Below are 20863 nucleotides of genomic sequence, written 5' to 3'. Positions count from 1 at the left end.
TTTTGTTTTGGGAAACTTTAAAAATATGACGCGTGTCATATTAATGATGGCTACGGACCAATGAACAAAAAACAAAGAATAACCATCATTTTCCTCGCAACAATAGCCTTAACAATAGCTGAAAACGGCGTCCACGCTCAAATTCCAACAACGAACTATAAAATCACGTATCAAAGCCTCGTAGACATGCCCAAAATAACCGTATATGCTGAACTCTACTGCGACGGCTTCCTATTAACCGGTGCAGATTGGAGCGGCGTACAACTCAGCTATCTACTAAACTACCTCCATGCTGACAGCGAGGCCAACTCTGTTCAATTCGTCGCCTCAGACGGATACACCGTCACCATACCCATACAATTGGCCAAGGCACCTCAAACCTTAATCGCGTACGAAATAAATGGTCAACCGCTACCCGAAGAGCTTCGGCTTATTCTGCCTGACTACAATGGAGCCGCATGGATTTCTCATATAGTATACCTTTCTGTGAGTGACGCTGTGGTTCCTAATCCTGCCTTGATTTCTGTAGGTGGCGGTATGTTAAGGAACACAGTCAGTGACTTAAATACCAATCCTGCACCTACTCCAACTCCTGCTTCTGTTTCATCACCTTCCTCACACACGTCTGCAACCCCCTCAAACACAGGTGCAAGTCCACCTGCTACAAGTCCGAGCCCGACGCCTTTAAACAGCGTTGCAGCTTACCCTGAACCCACATATCAATCGGTCGGGCAGCAGCCAACTATTTTCGCGCCTTCTCTGATGGTTTCGGTGATAGCTGTTTTATTGGTTTGTTTTGCGGTTGGAATCTTGCTGAGCAGACGCAGAAAAAACTAAAAAATTTAACGTTTGACGCATCAGTTGACGACTTACTTTTTCTAAAAAAAGCGCCTTAAATTACGTGTTTTTTGTTATTTTAGCCTCTTTTACTCACGATACGTTAGTACTATACGTGAGCGAGTCTTATTAGCCGTTACTATAGTTTTTATACCTACAAATTCAGGAGAAAGATAAAAAGTGAATTTAACAAAAAACAGAATTAGCAAGCAAACACTTTCAATATTCGCAATAGTTCTTGCGCTATCCATAGCTATCCCAATGACTGCACTGTCAACCGCAAGTGCACACACTCCCGCATGGCAAATCACTTCATTTGCCTACGTAACTGCTGCCCCAAACCCAATCGGTGTTGGGCAGAAAATGTATGTCTACATGTGGGTTGACACACCTCTAGCAGGTTCAGCCGCAGCAAACGACATCCGCAGGCACGACTATACCGTGATCATAACTGATCCAGACGGTTCAAACACAACTCAGCACTGGGATGTTGTTCAAGACACAACAAACGTCCAAGCCTACTCATACACACCAAGTAAAGTAGGAAACTATACAGTGACATTCAAGTATGGTGGACAAGTATACACTTGGAACACCTCTAACACTCCAGGGCTATCAGCAGCAAACGCACTTTTCGAGAACGACACATTCCTTCCCGCTCAGGCAGTAACAACCTTTACCGTACAGGAAGACCCAATTCGCGACGTAACCAGCCCCGCTGCTCTTCCAACTGAATACTGGACGCGACCTATAAACGGCCAAAACAGTAACTGGTACGTAATTTCCTCTAACTGGCTAAACGGCCCCTACATCCGCTCAGGCGCTACAGCCACTGGCGGTGCAGGATACGGCAGATACCAAAAAGACGGTTCAGCACCAGAAACTCAACATATCATGTGGACTAAGCCCATCCAACAAGGTGGAGTAGTTGGCGGATCATCAACTACAAACTATGGTGAAGGCTTCTACACAGGCAGCTCTTACAACACCCGATTCTCAAACCCTATCGTTATGCAGGGAATCCTATACTATCAAGAACCATACGGTAACTCAGGCACTGGCGGCGACTACGTTGCAGTAAAACTACAAACAGGCCAAGAATTATGGCGCATCAACGCATCCGCAACAGGCGTATCTCTTGTCCCATCCTTCGGTTACCTCTACAGTTATGAATCACCCAACGGCAACCAACACGGTGTTCTTCCCAACGGCATACTAATCGCGTCTACAACATCCTACAGCGGTCAAGGAACCACATGGAAAGCATACGATGCCTCAAACGGTGTCCTTACACAAATGACTATCACCAACGTACCTTCAGGCACAATTGCAGCTGGTCCACGAGGCGAGTACCTAATTTACACTCTAACAAACTACGGCACCACATCAAACCCCAACTGGTATCTGGCACAATGGAACTCCTCTAAGATTCTCATTCCTGCCAACGAAGGCGGCGGTCAACCAACGACAGCCAATGCAGTTTGGTACACTGGCACTTCCAATGCAAGTCTGGCAAGTTGCTACGACTGGAACGTATCCCTCTCATCGCTAACTGGAACAGGCTGGAGCATCTACCGCGACATCGCTGTCGGCAACAAACTAATGCTCACACAAGGCAGTATGGGTGTTGGTCCAAGAGCTCAAGAAACAGGCATGAACGTAACTGTAGTAAGCATAAACCCTGACAATGTTGGCCACATCTTAATGAGTAAATCCTACGCTGCAACAGGCAAAAACGTCACCAGAACAATCATCGCTCTAAACGCAGACTTAGACGTTTTCGTTACAGAAGACAAGGAAACCTTGGAACTCAACGGCTATAGTCTTGTCAATGGAAACAACCTTTGGACTTCAAATGCCCTCGTAGTTGAATGGGATACCCTAAGAAGAGTTAACCTCTGGGCTTATGACAATCTCTACTGTTCAGGCTACGATGGCATAGTCTACTGCTATGACATGAAAACCGGCAACTTAAAATGGACTTACGGCAACGGCGGCGAAGGCAACAGCACCAACTCAGGTCAAGACACAGTCTACGGTCACTACCCAACGTTCGTAAACGTTATCGCAGACGGCAAAGTCTACGTAGCAACAACCGAGCACTCACCCGACCAACCACTCTACAAAGGCTCACAATACCGATGCTTAAACGCTACCACTGGCGAAGAAATCTGGACGCTAACCGGTATGGGCTCAGGTATGTACGTTGGCCAAACTGACCTCGTAGCAGACGGCTACTTCACGTACCTAAACATCTACGACATGCAGATCTACACACTCGGTAAAGGTGCAAGCAAACTAACCGTTGAAGCACCAACAGCAGCCATAACCCAAGGTCAAAGTTTAGTCATCCGTGGCTCAGTCACTGACATCGCCGCAGGCACAACCCAAGATGAACAAGCAGCACGCTTCCCCAACGGCGTCCCATGTGTCTCTGACGCAAGCATGAAGCAGTGGATGGAATACGTCTACATGCAGCAGAACAAACCAACAACCACAACAGGCGTTGAAGTAACCCTAAGTGTGGTTGACGCAAACGGCAACTACAGAGTCATAGGCACCACAACCACCGTCGACGGATTCTTCACCTACAACTACCAACCCGACATACCCGGTCAGTATCTAGTATACGCTTCATTTGCCGGTAGCAACGCATACTACCCCTCAAGTGCAATGACTTCCTTCGCAGTTGACCAAGCACCAGCAACCGCCACACCACAACCAACCCAGCCACCATCAGCAGCTGACCTGTACTTCATTCCAGCAATCGCAGGCCTCTTCGTCTTAGTCGTAGTAAGCATCTTGTTGACCTTGCTGGTTCTAAAGAAACGACCATAAACGGTGAAGTAGATGAAAAAATCAACTTTCCCTCCTTTTCTTTGTTTGAATCTGGCTTTAGAAGCTGGGGCTGAGAGGGTTTCTGGTTTAACCTTACGATGTTGCGATCGTGGTTTTTCATTTTTCTTTTCTCCTTAAGAAGAATTATGACCCAGAAACCCCAGCAAACCCTCTACCACTTTTAAAGGGCAAATCTTAAAGCTTTTATACGTATGTTGTTGATGGATGTTCAAAAGAAGAGTGTGTGCTTCCGCGAGAGGGGTAAAAGACTAAGTGCCGTACATTAAAAAAATCGAGTTAAAGGGCTTTAAGTCTTTTGGACCACAAACCGTAAAGGTAAACCTAGACAAGGGTTTCACAGCCATCACGGGACCAAACGGAAGCGGCAAAACCAACATCATGGACGCCCTGCTTTTCTCGCTTGGAGAACTTAGCACCAGACGCCTCAGGGCAGAGAACTCGGCGAAACTAATTTTCCACGGCTCCGAGAAGGGCGGTTTAGAAAAAGCGAAGATGGCAAAAGTGGTCGTCCAATTCGACAACTCTGACGGTTTAATGCCTGTAGATACCAATACGGTGACGATTTCAAGGGAAGTCTACCGTAACGGACAAAGCGTTTACCGCTTAAACGGGCGACGCATGAGCCGCACCCACATAACCGAAACCCTCTCTATGGCAGCCATCAGCAGTATGAGTAACAACATCATCCCCCAAGGCACAATTACCCGTTTAACTGACTTAACTTCGCAGGAACGACGCAAAATCATCGAAGACCTCATCGGCATAGCACAGTACGACTCTGAGAAAACCGAAGCGGAAGAGAAACTGCGCGCCGCAGACATATCCATCCGCACCGCCATGGGCAGAATCGACGAAGTACAAAAACGCCTCGACGACTTAGAGCGGGAACGCAATCAACTTCAGCGTTATAACTTTATTCAAGCTGAGACCCGAAAGTTCCAAGCAATTAAACTCTCAAGCGAAGTCCATCAACAGAATCAAAAAATCAGTGAAAACCAAGCCCAGGCACAAAAAGTCAAAGAACGCGTTGATAAACTCAGAGAGCAACGTGACCTCCGCCGTAGCAAACGCCACGAGATTGAAGGTGACTGGCGTAAACTCAGCGGCGAAGGATTAGAGCAAGGCGGCTCTGAGGTCCTGAAAACTCAGATTAAAATCGGAGAATTAAAATCTCGACTAACGGAGTTAAACTCCAAGATAAATTCTGGGCAAGCTACACTGGACAGCTTCAAACGCGTCAAAGAAAACAACGTAGCCCAACACGAAAACCTCCAAAAAGAAATCCGAGAAAACCGCCTCAAAATCCGACAGCTACGCAGCGAATACGAAAAACTTACCGCTCAATTGGCTGAGAAGCAGGCGCAGCATGAAGCCCTCGCCAAAGAAACCGCGCAACTCTGGGAGAACTTGGACGGTAACAACCAGCAGATCAGTCAACTGAACGGCCAAATCGAAGGATACGTCAAACGTTTGGCGTTCCTGCGTTCTGAGTACAAGCAGGATAAAGCCGCATTGCGGCTGTGCGTGGGCAGAATCAAAAACTTAACCGTGCGCAAAGAGAAATTTATCGCAAGCCAAGCTGAAATCGAGAAATCCCTGGGCGAACTGGAGCAGGTGCAGCGGGACCAGAAGGCGCAACTCAAAAACCTTGAAAACCTGATCGAGAAAAAGAAACTCCAGAAAGAAACTGTTGAGAAGGAGATTTTGGAAGCCGAAAAAATCGCCAGCTCAGCCAAAGACGCCGTAGTAGAATTCGCCACCCAACGCGACTTAGCCGCAACCATAGCGGCTGAAGAAAAAGCCCTTCGCGGCATCGAAGAAATGGGCAACGTCGGCGCCATAAACGGTATACATGGTCGTCTCCGTAACCTCGTCAAAATCGACAAAAGCTTCAAGAAAGCTATTGACGCCGCTGCGACTGGTTGGCTTGACGCGTTGGTTGTTAAAGACATCGACGTAGCTTTCACCTGTACCGAGACACTTAGGCGTATGAAGTTGGGACGAATTAAACTCATTCCGCTTCAGGGTGCAATTACCATAAAAAATAAGCCTGTGCCTAAACGTGAAGGTGTTTTGGGGCCGCTTAGTAGCTTCATGAAGTATGAATCGAGCTTTGAGTTAGCTGTGAACTATGTTTTTGGCGACACCATTGTTGTCTCTAATGACAAAGTGGGCTTCGCGTTGTCGAATGAGGGCTACCGCGCTGTTACCGTCAACGGCGACGTCTATGAGCCTGGCGCCTTTGAAAGTGGTTACTACCGTGCTCCAATAGATTTTTCCACGATTATCCCAAGTGAAAACGCTCTAAAAAGTCTCGACGAAGCCGTAAAAGCTCTCCAAACTCATCTTGCTCAACGTAGTACAGACATTGCCGGCATCGAAGAAGAACTTGACCAGTACAAAATAGACATGACCCGCCTCTCTGAAGGCATAGCGACTTTAGAAAGAGAAATCATCCGTGTACGTCGAGCTGTAAAACGTACACAACTAAACATTCGTCATGTAGACAAATACTCAGGTAAACTTGAACGGGAAGCCGCAGCTTTCCGTGGGCGTATGACCGTTTACCGCAACGAACGAAACAACATACATGCTAACCTTAAAAAAATCCATACAGAAATCGCCGCGCTTCGCCTAAAAACAAACGTTGCCCACATTCAGGAACTTGAGGTACAACGTGAAAAATTCGGCGAAGAAGCCAACACTCTGCGCCAACGGCTCGGCTCCCTGCAAACAGAAATCAACACTTTTCAGTCACAGTTTGACCACGTTCTACGTGTGGGCTACCAGAACGCTAAGATTCAGCTTTCAAAACTTGACCAGCAGCAAGTTAAACTTCAGAAGGAAGTTGCCGACGCCATTGCCGAGCGGGACGCTATAAAGAAGGAAGCTGAAGAACTTGAGAAACGCCGCGTGGAACTCTCCAACGCTGTGCTTTCGGCAAGGGAAGAATCCAAAAAGTTCACCTCCCAAATTGATGCCATTGATGCTGAATTACGGCTACTGGACGCCGAGTATGAACAGGCAGATAAACTTCAGAACCAGTTGCAGGTCAGCATGGAAACTGCTCAGCTTCGGCTTCAACAGCTCCTTTCTCAACTCAAACAGTACGGCTACGAACAGCCGCTTGAAACCAACCCGCAGCAGGTGCAAGACGCGGAAACCAGCATCCGCATGATGCAGTTCGAAATGGACCGCATAGGCGCAGTTAACCAGCTGGCTGCACAGCACTATGCAGACCAAATCAGCCGCTACCGTGAACTCTCCGTGCGCCTCAACGAGTTAGAACGCGAAAAACAGGCCATCGTCGCGTTTATGGATGAAATCGAGGCAAAGAAGCGCAAAGTGTTCATGACAGCGTTTGACAAGATAAACGCGAGTTTAACAGTTTACTTTGCAAAGATGACAGGCGGCGGAAGCGCCACCTTGAAACTGGAGAACCCCGATGAACCCTTCACAGGCGGCATCGACATGATCGTCCAGTTCCCCAACAAACCCAGCATCGTCGTCAGTGGAGCCAGCGGCGGGGAACGCTCCATCTCAGCGGTTGCCTTCATTTTCTCGCTCAAAGAGTTTTCGCCAGCATCATTCTACATCCTCGACGAGGTCGATGCCCACTTAGACGCTTTCCACACCACAAAACTCGCCGAAACTCTCCTTGAAGAGGCAGGAAAAACCCAGTTTATAGTCATCAGCCTCCGCCCAGAGATGGTTAACAAGGCACAAAAAGTGTACGGCGTTTACGAACGCAACGGTATATCAAACGTGGTGACAGCCAAGTTCCCACCGGAGGCGCCAGCAGCCTAATGTCCTCAACAGCATCCACAACGCCTACACGCAGACCCTTCTATTTGCGGCCCCCATGGAACATACTTTTTGAAATAAGTAAACTCGAAAAACTAACCCCTTGGAACGTTAACATCGCATATCTGCTTCGGTCTTTCCTTTTAGAGATGGAGAAGAATTCGCCTGAAAAAGTGGATTTCCGTGCTTCAGGCGTCGCCTTAGACTCTTCAGCACTGATTTACCTCATGAAATCCAAGCTGCTGTTGACTTTGCAAGAGCCTCCGCCTCCTCAACCTAAAATCCCAACTGATTTCGTGCCTCCGCCCCTTTTCTTGCCGTTACGTCATGAACTCACCTCAACGACAATTCAGCATTTGCTTGAAGTCTTAGATGACGTTTTGAAGGGTGAAAAACTCGTTAACCTAAATCCTGTCGTGCAGCAACATCCGATCCTGCCCGCTGTAACTGATTTGCTTCCGAAATTTGACAAATTCATAGCTGAACTCGAATTCGAAGTCGACAAACTCTACGCTATCCTCGTTGAAAAAACTGGGGGGCAAGGAATCATTGACTTCACGACGCTCTCGAAGGGTGCAACCCGAATCGAAGCGCTTCGCATGTTTATCTATTTGCTCTTCTTAGCGCAGGATGGATTAGTTAGCCTGTGGCAGAACGAAGAAACTGAAGAACTCTACATAGCAGTGGGGAAATTAAACGTTGGAAAACAAGGAAAACCAGCCCGTTGAACAGAACCAAGCGGCGCCTCAATCACCTCCGGCTGCTGAAACCTCCCAAACAGCCCAAGAGCCGAATCAAAACGCGACTGACCAAGTGCAAACTACGCTTCCTGAAGCCGCAGAGTCTGCAGTAGATACTGAACAGAAAAGGGCACATGCGCTAAACCTGCTGGAGGCTGCTCTCTACGTTGCAGGCAGACCCTTAGACATTAACGAGATGTGTCAGGTGGTTGGAAGCCGCAGCAAAAAACGCGTTATAGGCTATGCGGAAACGTTGATGGAGCAGTACAAGGCGCGTAATAGTCCCATGGAGATTTTGGCGCTCAAAGACGACCGTTTTGTGCTTCAAGTCAAAGCAGAGTTTACGCCGCTTATCAAGAAACTTGTTAACCGACCACTGCTTTCATCTGGGCCGCTCAAGACGCTTAGCTACATTGCTTACCGTCAACCTGTTACCCAGAAACGGGTCATTGAAGTTCGCGGTCAACACGCCTATGGACATGTAAAGTTGCTCAAAGATATGGGGCTGATTATGACGGAACGTGCTGGACGTTCGTTGGCTCTTAAGACGACGGATTACTTTGCGGATTACTTTGGGTTGACGCAGGATACGGCGACGCTCAAGAGGGATTTGCGCAAGATTTTTGGTGATGCTCTTAAGGAGGAGCAGGCACAGGCGGCGACGCAGTCAGAGAAACCAGAAACGTCTGTAGACAGCTAAATGCCTTTACATTTTTTGTTGTGTTTCTTTTTAATTCATAAGTTAACTTCATAAATCACTTAAGTCGTAAGATGCGATATAAGTTTAGGTAAACATGACAACTCTCCCCAAAGTCAACCATAGACTTAGCGTCTTAATCCACAGTTTAGGTCTAAGTTGCTTAGGCGGCGCCATCTTCCTACAAGTTCTAGTCTTCCTAAACATCTATCAACAAGGATACTTCATGGCCATCGAGTCGAACCCATACGTTTTATCTTCAGAGATTGGGCTGACAATCTTTACGTTAATTTATTTCATCTATCTCTACTTTAAATTGATGCGAACTAACCTAAAATCTTGAGCCTGAACCCTGCATCGTTCAACGTTTGGCTTTTTTGGGAAAATCGTTTACGTAGATGCATTTTGTCCGTGGAACTGCAAAGCTTTCAAACTCGAATAGGGGCACTTTCTTGTTCATGGGACATCCATAATTCTTAGGCTGGTTGTTGCGCTTAAGCCCTTTGAAAATAAAATATATAGGTCAATATAGAATATATAGAACCCAAAACGCTAAACTCCAAACCCCCCACGAATTGTTCTTTATATAAGGGAGGGGAGGTACACTTTGAGACGTCGCGTGACTCCAGCAAGTACGGATACGGAAACGTATGCACCCCAAAATAAGTGCGGCTATAGAAAGAGGCCACAGTCGTGTTCTCCTAACCTATCTGACCATTTAAAGCTCAAAAAAAGGAAAAGTGATTTCTGCTCAATATTTAGAATGATAAAAGCTTATCTTGCAAACCTGCGCACTACATGGTTAGGTGGCAGGTTAGTGTACAAAGTTAAGACCAAACGCAAACGCAGCAAACCCTTAGTTATCTTGATGCTTCCCGCGCTCATCTTCATAGGCTTTCTAGGCTGGTTAATGTACGCCATGGGCAACCGAAAACCCGCCAACAAACAAACCCATAAGGCACCTGCCCAAACACCCAACGCACCTAAACGTGACGATGGTGTGTCGTTTGTTCCAGTTGACCTTGAAGAGCAGAAAGTAATCTCCAAGTAGCGCGGTTTCCCCTGTTGATGTAGCAAGCTGTTGTCACTGCCTTACAGTCACAACTTCTTTTATTCTTGGCTAAACAAAGTCTATTCTGCGAGAAATAGCCATCCAAGAGGTACACCCATGCTTGGCGGCTTGAGCAGTTAACGTGGGCATGAATCGCCACAGGCACCCCCTAAAGGAAGGTTAGGGAAACTAACTTTTGATTCATGCCGCACCGTTACACCGTGGCTTAGGTCGCTAAGCCTACTTTTAGTTACCCCTCTCCCCTGCATGTAAAAGTCTTTTCTGTGCAGTGCTTATATGCTGTATAATGCAATGCTAAGCTTCGTGAAACCACATTGAATAATTACAAAGAACTCATGCACCCAAAAGTAAGCAAAGCAGAAATCGAAGTCTTCAAAGCATTAAGCAACGCCAACCTAACAAGCGGCATGGTAACCCAACGCCCCATCATACTAAAATCCACAATCCCTGACTTCTGCTGGGTAGAAAAACGCAAAATCGCCTACCTAGACGGCAACCCTGTACACAAAAAAGACAAACAGCAGGCACGGGATGAGGAAATCGATGCGTTACTCGAGGCTCAAGGTTGGGATGTGCTAAGAATTCCTTATGATCCGCCGCTGACCGAGAAAGGGCTGCAAGAGATTATGACGCAGATTAAGCAGTTCCTAAACGTGGATGAAGAAGACATTCAATAGTTCTTCAAAATTCCTTTTAATCGGGGGATTTTCAAACTTGTTCTTCAGACTGTGCCTAAATTTGGCAAGTGAGATTCAGATTTTCGTCCTGTGATGTCTCGATTCCTAAGAATGGAAGCAGCTGATTTAGTTCAGTCACTGTCAAATGAGGTTTAACTTCCACTTTCTGGGAGTAAACCTTTCTTTTAATATGCACCGAAGTCATGCCTGCATTTTTTGACCCCAAAACATCCGTTTCTAAAGTGTCGCCCACAAACACGGCTCTGGAAGGTTTAACTTCCAAGTATCGAAGTGCCATGTTAAAGATTTGAGGGTGAGGTTTTCTTAGGTTAACGTCTCCACTTACGATTATTACGTCAAAGAACTGTTTTAAGTCGAACTCTTCAAGAAGGTCCCATGCGCATTCAGAAAATGATAGGTTAGAGATTAAGCCCACTTTATGGCCGCGGTGAATCAGCCTTAGAGCATCCAAGGTTTGAGGATCAATTTTTATGTGTTTTTTGAATTCTTTGGAAAACTCGTTAACAGATTCCAACGCCAGAAATGTTTTGCCCTTGAGGTTTGGGCGCAACATTGTCAGGGTGACCTCAATGTACGTGCTCAAGTGTGGTTCCTCTAAAGAGTACGCTGTTTCTGTAGAGATTTTGTCTACCGCTTTGAAGTAGGCTTGTTTGAAGGTGTTAAAGGAGCAATCTAAACCGTTGTCTGAGAGGTATCGGTGGGTTTTTTTGAGGCTTTTTATGTATGACTCGTGCTCGTCTCCTAAGAGAACGAGTGTGTCGAAGAGGTCAAAGAGCACTGCGTCAAACATTGGTTCGGGCGTGGAGTTGTGTTTGCTGTGGAATGCTTTGTGGTTGTATGGTGAGTTGTGGGTTAGTTGTAGCATGATTTATGTTAGCTGCAGCAGACGATATAGAGGTTTTAGCCATAATATATAGAGTTAATGTTAAACTATATATCAACAAAATAGTGAGCACCCAGCAACATTACAGGTAAAAATTTATGCAATGAACCAATAAATACTCTGCAAGGTGCATAACAATCGACGATTACCCGCTTGTCACTTTCAAAATTGGAACTGGTGAAACCAAAAGCGACCGCGAATGGCTCAAAAAGAAAAAAGAGTACCTTGAAAAACTCTGGAGCAAAAACGGCACAAAAACTCTACGTAAAATCGAAGAAGCCTGCGGTGACAGCTACACCAACACCGCCAAACAAAGCGGAATCCAAGTCGTGTTACACAAAAAGACGCCTCAGAGCAACAGCGGCAGCCTAAAAGAGGACAACCCACTCGAAATCCATCTTTTTTTGCAAAAGAACGATAACAACGAAACCCTAAAAGACCTCCTCGTGCGGCTTCTGACGCATTCTTTCATCGAGCAGCAGTACGAGTTTCACTTTCGAATCCGCGAACAAACCCTATTCGAAGACATCCTCGCCGACGAATGCTTAACTTCCGTAGTCAGTTTAATGGTGCAAGGCAAAAAGTTGGGGCGAGCCAACTGCGCTAAAGCCCTCGACCAAGCCATAGCAGAAACAGTTTTTAGACTTTCCCAGAAGGCACCTCGAGAGAGGCTGGTGGATTTGGTTTATGGGTTCTTCCAAGAGTACCCAGACAAAATTAAAAACCAAAAAATTGACATCCTTGAGAACAGAGAAGAATTCATCGCTCAGCTGCTGAGGTTTCTGCCCAAAAACGTAAACCTCGACTAACCTTTGCATCCTTTAGAGTATTTCAAACGACGAAGTGATCGGAACAGCTTTCTGCAGCATACCCCCAACTGAGCAGTACTTCTCCTCTGAGAGCTTAATCGCCGTCTCGACAGCTTGAGCGGGGATGTTTTCGCCTTTAACGGTGTATTTTAGGTGGATTTTAGTGAATACTCTGGGTGGTTCGTCTCTTCTTTCCGCGGTAGCTTCCACAGAGTAACCTGTTACGTTTAGGCGTTTCTTTTTAAGAATTGTTAGGACATGAAAGCTGCTGCAGGCGGCTAAACTTGCCAAAACGTTCTCCATCGGCGACAGCGCGGTTTCTTCGCCGCCGTGCGCTATTGGGGCATCAAAGTTTACGGTTAGGTTTTTCTCGTTTTTTGCTTCTAAGCGCAGGTTGCCTTTCCATTCGATGACCATTTTCTTTGACGAAGACATACGTTAATTATCAATTCCGCTGTTCTTATGTTTAGAGTTCTCTGCGTGTTTAGATGCTTTCATGATGCCTATCCACGTTACCCATAAAGGTCAAGTTTGGCTCTCTCGCAGCGAGATAGGCATGTTATGGGATTTACACATGCAACACGGCATCCAATGCTGAAAGCTCAAAAAAGACTTCATAGAAGACTGTTTTTAGACTTACCTTAATAGATTATAAGACTATTTAATGGTCTATATTGCTTCATAGAAATTGACAAAAACCTAAAATGGCGCCGGGAGGGGGATTTGAACCCCCGCGGCCCCGAAAGGCCACAAGCTAACAGGTACACACCCTGAAGAGTGCTATCTCCAGGCTTGCTCCCTGCCGGGCTAGGAGACCCCGGCAACAATGGTTTGCACCTTTTCTCTGACTTGCGCGGAATTTAAAGCTTTATCGAAAAACAACCCCCAACGTAGCATACTTTGCAGCTTACCGTAAAGCACGTTATTCGTTTGCTTGAGGAGAAAACAGACGTTTGGGTGCGCACAAGGCTTATATCTGCAAAGTTAACCTTTTTTGACTGAAGGTTTAGGTCATGCATAAGAAACTCTTGATTCCAGGTCCAACAGAAGTAAGTAAAGAAGTACTTCAAGAACAAACCCAATATCTAATTGGGCACAGAGAAAAAGAGTTCTCCACATTATATGGCGGAATAACCGACAAAATCGCCAAATACTTCCAATTACCCGCCGAATACAAACCCACAGTAACTACGGGGTCAGGAACCCTCTGGTTTGACATCATCGGTAGAAGTATCGTAAAAGAACGCGCACTCGCCTGCGTAAACGGCGCCTTCAGCCAGCGATGCGCCCAAACACTCACCTCATGCGGTAAACAAACCGACATTCTAGAAGTCGAAATGGGCAAAGCCATCAAACCAGAGATGGTTGCAGAAAAACTCGCCACCGCCAAATACGACACGCTTACCGTTTGCCATAACGAAACCAGTACAGGTGTCCGCAGTCCCATCGCCGAAATCGGCAAGATGGTCAAAAAAGAATACCCCGACATCATCTTCGCAGTCGACGCTGTCTCCTCAATGGCAGGCGACAAAACAATGCCCCAAGAAATGAACTGTGACATCATCTTTGGTAGCACCCAGAAATGTTTCGCGCTTCCGCCGGGGTTAGCTGTCGGTTTGGTCAGCGACCGCGCCATCGAACGCGCTAAAACAGTCCCCAACAGAGGCGCCTACACAGATCTTGTCGACATATTCGAATTCGAAAAGAAACACCAGACGCCCTTCACACCTAACGTTTCACTCCTGTACGCACTCAACAAGCGCATGGAGCTTCTTCTTGCTGAGACATACGACAGAGTCTACCAGCGCCACTTAGATATGGCGAAATACACCCAGGCGTGGGCAAAGAAGCACTTTAGCATGTTCCCCGAAGCAGGCTACGAATCCATAACCGTCAGTTGCATAAACAGCAACGGCAAAGACGTCAACGCCCTAAGCCAGAAACTGGCAGAAAAAGGCTACTTAATTTCGGCAGGCTACGGAAAACTAAAAGACAAAACCTTCCGCATCGGCCACATGGGCGAATGGACGCTTGACGGCATCAAAGACGTAATCGCCAACATCGACCAAATCTGGGGTTTGCAGTGACCGTTAAAATCCTTGTTAGCGACAAAATCGCTGACGAAGGCATAAAAATCCTTGAAGAGGAAGGCTACGAGGTTAAGCGGGGTTGGGATATTCCTAAACCTGACCTCCCCAAAATAATCGGCGAATACAACGTTCTGATTGTGCGTAGCGCCACCAAAGTTCGAGGCGAACTGCTGGAGAACGCCAAGAACCTCAAAGTTATCGGAAGAGCAGGCGAAGGCTTAGACAACGTAGACTTCGAACGCGCCAAACAACTCGGAATCACCTTAGTCAACACCCCACATGTTTCCTACATCAGCGTCGCTGAACTCACTATCGGACACATGATCGCCTTAGCTCGAAACATAGTTCAATGCACCAATTCGCTGCGGGAGGGCAAATGGGAAAAAGAGAAACTCATGGGCACCGAACTCAGCGGCAAAACGTTGGGGGTTATCGGCTGCGGCTTCATCGGCAAAGACGTCGAACGCCTCGCGTTGGCGCTTGGGATGAAAGTTATAGTCGTCGAAGAATGTGTCTACGACCGTTTTGTGCCCTTGGCGGATATGTTACCGCAGGCAGACTTCATTACTCTTCATGTGCCCCTGACTCCTAAAACTCGCCACCTTATCTCCACCAAAGAGTTCAACCTCATGAAAACAGGCGTCCGCATCATCGACTGCTCACGTGGCGGCGTCATCGATCAAGAAGCGCTTTATCAGGCTCTGTTGTCTGGTAAAGTTGGGGGTGCAGCTTTGGATGTGTTTGAAGAGGAGCCGCCCAAAGACCGCAGATTGTTCGCTTTGAGTAACGTTATCGCTACGCCGCATATGGGGGCTCAAACTTTTGAGGCTCAACATAGGGCAAGCATACAAATAGCCAATAACGTTATAGATGCGCTTGATAAACTCAAACTCTGAGCTGAACATTATTGGTTGACGTTAGACCGTTTAGAGCGATAACTTATACGCCCAAAGCAGGCAAAACTGAAGACCTCATAACGCAACCATACGACAAAATCGATGTAGCCATGCAGAAAGCTTACTACGCGTTGTCGCCTTACAATTTCTGCCGCCTAATTTTGCCCATGGAAGAAGATAAGTATAACGTGGCAAACCAGCGGCTACAGCAATGGCTCAAAGAAGGAGTCATGACCAAAGAGCCAGAACCAGCTATTTTCGTTTCACGCCAAGAATTCACCCTAAACAAAAAACAATACAATCGTATGGGCATAATCGCCGCGCTTCGCCTCTATCCTTACAACGAAAACACCGTGTTCCCCCACGAAGCCACCTATAAAGCGCCTAAAGCCGACCGCCTGAACATGCTTCGAACGGTGCAGAAAGATTTGGAACCCGTTTTTTTGATGTACCAAGACCCAGAAGAGGCAACCCTAAAATTCATGACTGAAGTCACAAAAACTCCTCCGATACTGCAGATAACTGATGCATTGGGCGTTAGGCATACGGTTTGGAAGGTTACGGAAACAGGGAAAATCCGCCAATTGCAGGCGATTTTGGCTCCTAAACCTATGGTTATAAATGACGGGCATCACCGCTACGAAAGCGCTGTGGCTTACCGCGACGAAATGCGTGCCAAAGGCAACTGGAGCGAGGACGACGCCTTTAATTTTTACATGTGCTACATGGTTCCAGTGCAGCAGGAGGGCTTAATCGTTTTGCCCACTCATCGGTTGCTGAAAAATTACAAGTTAACCCCTGAAGTCGTGGCTGGATTGAGTTGTTTCTTTGAGATTAGCGAAATTCCGCCAACCGTGGAGGCCATTGAGCGTTACTTGCGTAATCACCTTTGTGAGCATGCTTTTTGTGTTTACGATGGTGCTAAAGCTTGTGGGTTAACCCTAAAACATGACAAGTTCGTTTACGATTTCATTGATGCTAATGTGTCTAAGGAAACCAAGGTTTTCGACGTAGTCATCCTCCGCGACATTGTATTCAAGCATGTGTTAAAAACAGGGCAACTCGACATAGACGAAACCATCCTCTACGAACGCTGGGCCAAAGATGCCCTCGCCAAGGTTGACCATGGAGAGGCAAGCATAGCTTTTTTGGTTAATCCTGTTTCGGCTAAGACGGTTGCGGAAGTTGCTGTGCAGCATCAAGTTTTGCCCGAAAAAAGCACCGATTTCTATCCTAAACTGGTTTCGGGACTTGTTTTGATGGATATCGCAACTAGCGAAAAGCTGCCTGCATAGGTGGCGTTTTAGCGCCTTTTTTGTGTACAACCATTATTTAGGTAAATCACTGAGTGATTCAACAACAGAATAAAGAGGAGAAAGAAATGAGTGAAGGAGTAGACATACCCCCTAAACCAATTAAACGATATTTAGCTGAATTCATCGGAACCATGGTACTTGTACTCATGGGATGTGGCAGTGCAGTTTTTGCAGGAACATACATAGGCTTCTTAGGCGTCTCTTTTGCTTTCGGTATTTCAGTTTTGGCAATGGTTTACGCTATAGGCAGCATAAGCGGTTGCCACATAAACCCAGCTATAACAATCTCTATGCTAGTGGCTAGAAAAATCAGTGCCCGCGACGCAGCTCTCTACATAGTTTTTCAATGCGTAGGCGCAATTGTCGGTGCAGGAATAGTTTACGCTATTGCAACAGGAAAAGCATCGTACTCTATTGCAGTTTCAGGTTTAGCTCAAAACGGCTACGCTGCAGCTTCCCCCGCGGGTTACTCACTGCTTGCAGGTTTGATAACAGAAATAGTGTTGACGTTCATTTTTGTGCTAGTAGTCCATGGATCGACTTCTGTGCGTGCACCAAAAGGCTTCGCAGGACTCGCAATCGGCATGTCACTGGTACTGATACATCTAGTAAGCATACCCATCACTAACACTTCAGTTAACCCCGCAAGAAGTTTAGGCCCAGCCGTTTTTGTCGGCGGTGTAGCGTTGGAGCAGTTGTGGCTGTTTTGGGTGGCGCCAATTATCGGCGGTATCTTGGCTGCATTAGTCTGGAAAGCCCTAAAGTAAGCCCTAACCCACCAGTAACCTTTTTTTATTTTTTATTTCACGAATTTAGTCGGTTGCCGCTTGAACCTTTTTTTGCATACTAAACTGCAAAAATGGTAGGTTTCGCCTTCATAAGAAATTTTGAACTTCGCGGTGTTCTCGTCGAGAACTGCGCCACAAACGGGATCTCTCATTGACAGTGTAATTAAGCCTCAAACATTGATTGCACCTAACTGCCTATTAACGTTAGTGGTGGCTTCATTCTGGAAAAGGCACAGCACAGCCAGATGTTCCCGCAAAAACCCAGTTGCTAAAGTGAATTGGGCCGTGTTTCCATTAAACTTACGTGTTGAGTATTGGAAATAATTCAAATCTACAACAGACTCATCAAGCCTTAAAGTTTATATTTACGTTTACTTTTTGCAATAATCCGAATTAAACAAAATTCTACTAAAGTAGGTGTAACGTATGGCGTATTTGACAACAACCGGTTCAGGACAGCCAGTCCTTATCCTCAAAGAAGGAACAACCAGAAGCAGAGGCAAAGAAGCCCAAAGAAACAACATTATGGCAGCCCGAGTAATCGGTGAAGTCCTAAAAACAACCCTTGGCCCAAGAGGCATGGATAAAATGCTCATCGACAGCTTGGGCGACATCACCATAACTAACGACGGCGCAGCCATCCTCAAAGAAATCGACGTCGAACACCCCGCGGCAAAAATGATGGTTGAAATCGCAAAGACCCAAGACGACATGGTTGGTGATGGAACCACCAGTGCAGTCGTTTTAGCAAGCGAGCTCCTCAAAAAAGCTGAGGAACTTTTAGAACAAAACATTCACCCAACCATCCTTGTTAGCGGCTTCCGCAAAGCAAGCCAAAAAGCCATTGAAGTCATCGGCAAAACTGCAGTACCACTTGATACAAACGACCGTAAAACCCTCCTAAAAGTCGCCTTAACCTCAATGAGCAGCAAATCACTCGGCTCCGCAAAAGACCACCTTGCAGAAATCAGCATCGACGCAGTCAAGCAGATTGCTGAACAACGCGGAGACAAAACAATCGCCGACATCGACAACATCCAACTCATCAAGAAAACAGGCAAAAGCCTCTTAGAAACAGAATTAATCAGAGGCGTAATTATAGATAAAGAAGTCGTCAACCCTGGTATGCCTAAGATGAAAGAGAACGCCAAGATTGCACTCCTTGATTCAGCTCTTGAAATCGAGAAAACCGAGATCACCGCTGAAATCAGAATCAAAGACCCCACACAGATGAAGGCATTCCTAGACCAAGAAACCACCATGATGCAAGACATGGTTGAAAAAGTCAAAGCCTCAGGCGCAAACGTGATTTTCTGCCAAAAAGGTATCGACGATATGGTCCAGCACTTCCTAGCAAAAGAAGGCATCATCGCAGCACGCCGCGTAAAAGAATCCGACATGGAAAAACTCGCCCGCGCAACAGGCGGCAGAATCGTCAGCGACCTCGACGACCTCAAGAAAACCGACCTCGGATCAGCAGGCTTAGTGGAGGAACGCAAAATCGGCGATGACAAAATGATCTTCGTCGAGAAATGCAAAGACCCCCACAGCGTCGCAATCCTCATCCGCGCAGGTCTTGAACGCATGGTCGACGAAGCCGAACGCGCCATGGTTGACTCACTTTCAGTAGTCTCAGACGTTATCGAAAACAACAAAATCGTACCAGGCGGCGGCGCCATCGAAATGGAAATTGCCAAAGAACTGCGCAAATACGCAACCAAAGTCGGCGGACGCGAACAACTCGCAGTTGAAGCATTCGCAGACGCAGTCGAAGTCATCCCGCGTTCACTTGCAGAAAACGCAGGCCTCGAACCCATTGATATCCTCGTCGAGTTACGCAGTGTTCACGACAAAGCAGACGGCAAAAACCAAGGCATCAACGTCTTCACAGGTAAACTCCAAGACAGCATCGCAAACGGCGTCATCGAACCAATCATGGTTAAAGAGCAAGCAATCAAATCAGCCTCAGAATCCGCAGCGCTCATCCTACGCATTGACGACGTCATTACCGCTAAAGCACCCAAAGGCGGTCCAGGCGGCCCAGGCGGAATGCCGGGCGGCGGCATGGGCGAAGAATAAACCCATTTTCCCACCTTTTATTTGTCAAGAAAAACTGTTTTCTCATTTCATAATTTAGAAACCAGAAACTCTATCTGCTTCTTTTTTGTACATTTCTATCGTTTTTACGGGTTTTTTTAGAGATTTGTTTATTAAAAACATCTGATACGTAAGTGCAAATAACTTCGCGAGCGCAAAGTGTTGTCCTTAGTCGAGTCGATCCTGATAGTAGTCGGGTTGATTGTTTTTGAGGTAGTTAACAGTGTTGATAACGCTATCGTCAACGCAAGCGTACTAAAAACCATGAGTATGCTGTGGCGCAAACGTTTTCTCATAATCGGAATTTTCACATCTGTCTTCTTGGTCCGTTTCATTCTCCCACTCATTATCGTCTGGATTTCAGTGCCCACAATCAGCGGCCAAGACCTTTTCTTAGCATTCGTGGGTCAAAGCGACGTTGCAGCGCATGCCATAGAGGAACAGAAACCGCTTATCCTCATGTTTGGAGGAGTCTTCCTACTTTTCCTCTACTTTCATTGGCTCTTCCTTGAAAAGAAAGAACCCCTCTTTTTTGAGCGTTTCCTAAAAGAGAAGCATGGTGTATGGTTCTTCGCTTTTGCAGCCATAATCCTTGTTATAGTCATGTATCTTGCCCGTGCGGATCCAATGGTTATGCTCGCGGCAGCAATCGGTAGCGCCACCTTCTTCATACTTTACGGCTTAAAACAAACCGCGGAGGAAGGCGAACGCAACCTTGTTAAGGGTGCTGGCAACATGAGTGACGCATCAAAGTTCCTCTATCTCGAAGTCCTCGACATGACGTTTAGCTTCGACGGGGTAATTGGTGCTTTCGCTTTCACTATCAACCTGATCTTAATCTTAATCGGTATTGGCGTAGGTGCAATCGTCGTCCGAGAGTTAACCATCAAAGGCATCGATACCATAGCCAAATACTGTTACCTCAAAAACGGTGCCTTAACCTCTATCGGCTTTCTTGGACTCTTCATGATAATCGAAGCCTTCGGAGTAGAACTGCCCTCAGTTGTACCCATAATCATAACCTTTTCCCTCGTCGGGATAGCTTATTGGTTGTCAAAACGAAAAATCCCGAAAATAACCTGCGTAGAACCTACAAGCTCCACCTAAACCCACGCTCTCAGACACATTTAGCCAGAACCCCACGAAAACCTATTTATCTCTATGAGCGAACAATTGTTGGCTAAAATCTGTGCTCCGGTAGTATAGTCCGGTCAAGTATAGCGGCCTCTCGAGTCGCGGACCCGGGTCCAAATCCCGGCCGGAGCACCACTCACACC

18 protein-coding genes and 2 tRNA genes are annotated in these 20863 nt (G+C 46.6%); 16 read left to right on the top strand and 4 right to left on the bottom strand.

From position 1 onward, the window contains the following. Positions 1–60: 60 nt before the first annotated feature. From NWE96_04985 to NWE96_04950, 8 genes are all read left to right on the top strand, one after another. A complete protein-coding gene (locus tag NWE96_04985; protein MCW3983331.1) occupies positions 61–837 on the top strand; it encodes a molybdopterin-dependent oxidoreductase in 777 nt (258 codons plus the stop codon). A gap of 180 nt (positions 838–1017) precedes the next feature. After that, the gene (locus NWE96_04980; GenBank protein ID MCW3983330.1) at positions 1018–3675 is read left to right on the top strand and encodes a PQQ-binding-like beta-propeller repeat protein; all 2658 of its coding nucleotides are present in this window, start codon (positions 1018–1020) and stop codon (positions 3673–3675) included. Between the two features lie 273 nt (positions 3676–3948). Further along, positions 3949–7503, top strand: a complete 3555-nt coding sequence (smc, locus tag NWE96_04975) for a chromosome segregation protein SMC (GenBank protein ID MCW3983329.1) — start codon at positions 3949–3951, stop codon at positions 7501–7503. Beyond that, a complete protein-coding gene (locus tag NWE96_04970; protein ID MCW3983328.1) occupies positions 7503–8228 on the top strand; it encodes a hypothetical protein in 726 nt (241 codons plus the stop codon). The genes smc and NWE96_04970 overlap by 1 nt, the downstream gene beginning before the upstream one ends. Then, the gene (scpB, locus tag NWE96_04965; protein ID MCW3983327.1) at positions 8200–8940 is read left to right on the top strand and encodes an SMC-Scp complex subunit ScpB; all 741 of its coding nucleotides are present in this window, start codon (positions 8200–8202) and stop codon (positions 8938–8940) included. The genes NWE96_04970 and scpB overlap by 29 nt, the downstream gene beginning before the upstream one ends. Positions 8941–9034: 94 nt before the next feature. Then, positions 9035–9280: a hypothetical protein gene (locus tag NWE96_04960; GenBank protein MCW3983326.1), complete on the top strand. Its 246-nt coding sequence runs from the start codon at positions 9035–9037 to the stop codon at positions 9278–9280. Between the two features lie 474 nt (positions 9281–9754). After that, positions 9755–9988 carry a hypothetical protein gene (locus NWE96_04955; GenBank protein ID MCW3983325.1) on the top strand — a complete coding sequence of 78 codons (234 nt, stop codon included), beginning with the start codon at positions 9755–9757 and terminating at the stop codon, positions 9986–9988. A gap of 335 nt (positions 9989–10323) precedes the next feature. Continuing rightward, positions 10324–10686, top strand: coding sequence for an endonuclease domain-containing protein (locus tag NWE96_04950; protein ID MCW3983324.1), 363 nt, complete (start codon positions 10324–10326; stop codon positions 10684–10686). A gap of 55 nt (positions 10687–10741) precedes the next feature. Here the strand turns inward: NWE96_04950 and NWE96_04945 are convergent, their stop codons facing one another. After that, a complete protein-coding gene (locus tag NWE96_04945) occupies positions 10742–11572 on the bottom strand; it encodes an HAD family hydrolase (GenBank protein MCW3983323.1) in 831 nt (276 codons plus the stop codon). A 347-nt stretch (positions 11573–11919) separates the two neighbouring features. On the opposite strand from NWE96_04945, the gene NWE96_04940 reads away from it, so the two are divergent. Beyond that, positions 11920–12399 carry a hypothetical protein gene (locus NWE96_04940; protein MCW3983322.1) on the top strand — a complete coding sequence of 160 codons (480 nt, stop codon included), beginning with the start codon at positions 11920–11922 and terminating at the stop codon, positions 12397–12399. 12 nt (positions 12400–12411) lie between these two features. Here the strand turns inward: NWE96_04940 and NWE96_04935 are convergent, their stop codons facing one another. After that, complete coding sequence (locus tag NWE96_04935; GenBank protein ID MCW3983321.1) at positions 12412–12834, bottom strand: OsmC family protein; 423 nt, start codon at positions 12832–12834, stop codon at positions 12412–12414. A gap of 270 nt (positions 12835–13104) precedes the next feature. After that, a tRNA-Ser gene (locus NWE96_04930) sits at positions 13105–13221 on the bottom strand. A gap of 191 nt (positions 13222–13412) precedes the next feature. Here NWE96_04930 and NWE96_04925 point away from each other — a divergent pair. From NWE96_04925 to aqpZ, 4 genes are all read left to right on the top strand, one after another. After that, positions 13413–14486, top strand: coding sequence for an aminotransferase class V-fold PLP-dependent enzyme (locus NWE96_04925; GenBank protein ID MCW3983320.1), 1074 nt, complete (start codon positions 13413–13415; stop codon positions 14484–14486). Continuing rightward, a complete protein-coding gene (locus NWE96_04920) occupies positions 14483–15385 on the top strand; it encodes a hydroxyacid dehydrogenase (protein ID MCW3983319.1) in 903 nt (300 codons plus the stop codon). The genes NWE96_04925 and NWE96_04920 overlap by 4 nt, the downstream gene beginning before the upstream one ends. An 11-nt stretch (positions 15386–15396) precedes the next feature. Next, on the top strand, positions 15397–16680 hold the full coding sequence (locus NWE96_04915) for a DUF1015 domain-containing protein (protein MCW3983318.1): 1284 nt from the start codon (positions 15397–15399) through the stop codon (positions 16678–16680). Positions 16681–16766: 86 nt separating this feature from the next. Beyond that, positions 16767–17468, top strand: a complete 702-nt coding sequence (gene aqpZ / locus NWE96_04910; GenBank protein ID MCW3983317.1) for an aquaporin Z — start codon at positions 16767–16769, stop codon at positions 17466–17468. 32 nt (positions 17469–17500) lie between these two features. Here aqpZ and NWE96_04905 read toward each other — a convergent pair whose 3' ends face one another. Then, positions 17501–17641, bottom strand: a complete 141-nt coding sequence (locus tag NWE96_04905; GenBank protein MCW3983316.1) for a YHS domain-containing protein — start codon at positions 17639–17641, stop codon at positions 17501–17503. 274 nt (positions 17642–17915) lie between these two features. Here NWE96_04905 and thsB point away from each other — a divergent pair, with 274 nt between their 5' ends. The 3 genes from thsB (at position 17916) to NWE96_04890 (ending at position 20855) form a co-directional block, all read left to right on the top strand. Then, entirely contained in the window at positions 17916–19568 is a 1653-nt protein-coding gene (gene thsB, locus NWE96_04900; GenBank protein MCW3983315.1) for a thermosome subunit beta, read from the top strand. Positions 19569–19748: 180 nt separating this feature from the next. After that, on the top strand, positions 19749–20693 hold the full coding sequence (locus NWE96_04895; protein ID MCW3983314.1) for a DUF475 domain-containing protein: 945 nt from the start codon (positions 19749–19751) through the stop codon (positions 20691–20693). 84 nt (positions 20694–20777) lie between these two features. Beyond that, positions 20778–20855, top strand: a tRNA-Glu gene (locus NWE96_04890). Positions 20856–20863 lie beyond the last annotated feature (8 nt).

The sequence above is a fragment of the Candidatus Bathyarchaeota archaeon genome (genome assembly GCA_026014685.1).
Lineage (GTDB): Archaea > Thermoproteota > Bathyarchaeia > Bathyarchaeales > Bathycorpusculaceae > Bathycorpusculum.
This window is presented reverse-complemented; position numbering and strand designations above follow the sequence as displayed.

Bases quoted from the DNA above. Each gene is read 5' to 3' on its own strand.
- NWE96_04985 (MCW3983331.1), top strand. From the start codon at position 61: ATGAACAAAAAACAAAGAATAACCATCATTTTCCTCGCAACAATAGCC.
- NWE96_04970 (MCW3983328.1), top strand. From the start codon at position 7,503: ATGTCCTCAACAGCATCCACAACGCCTACACGCAGACCCTTCTATTTG.
- NWE96_04960 (MCW3983326.1), top strand. From the start codon at position 9,035: ATGACAACTCTCCCCAAAGTCAACCATAGACTTAGCGTCTTAATCCAC.
- NWE96_04945 (MCW3983323.1), bottom strand. From the start codon at position 11,572: ATGCTACAACTAACCCACAACTCACCATACAACCACAAAGCATTCCAC.
- NWE96_04935 (MCW3983321.1), bottom strand. From the start codon at position 12,834: ATGTCTTCGTCAAAGAAAATGGTCATCGAATGGAAAGGCAACCTGCGC.
- NWE96_04925 (MCW3983320.1), top strand. From the start codon at position 13,413: ATGCATAAGAAACTCTTGATTCCAGGTCCAACAGAAGTAAGTAAAGAA.
- aqpZ (MCW3983317.1), top strand. From the start codon at position 16,767: ATGAGTGAAGGAGTAGACATACCCCCTAAACCAATTAAACGATATTTA.
- NWE96_04905 (MCW3983316.1), bottom strand. From the start codon at position 17,641: ATGAGAGATCCCGTTTGTGGCGCAGTTCTCGACGAGAACACCGCGAAG.
- thsB (MCW3983315.1), top strand. From the start codon at position 17,916: ATGGCGTATTTGACAACAACCGGTTCAGGACAGCCAGTCCTTATCCTC.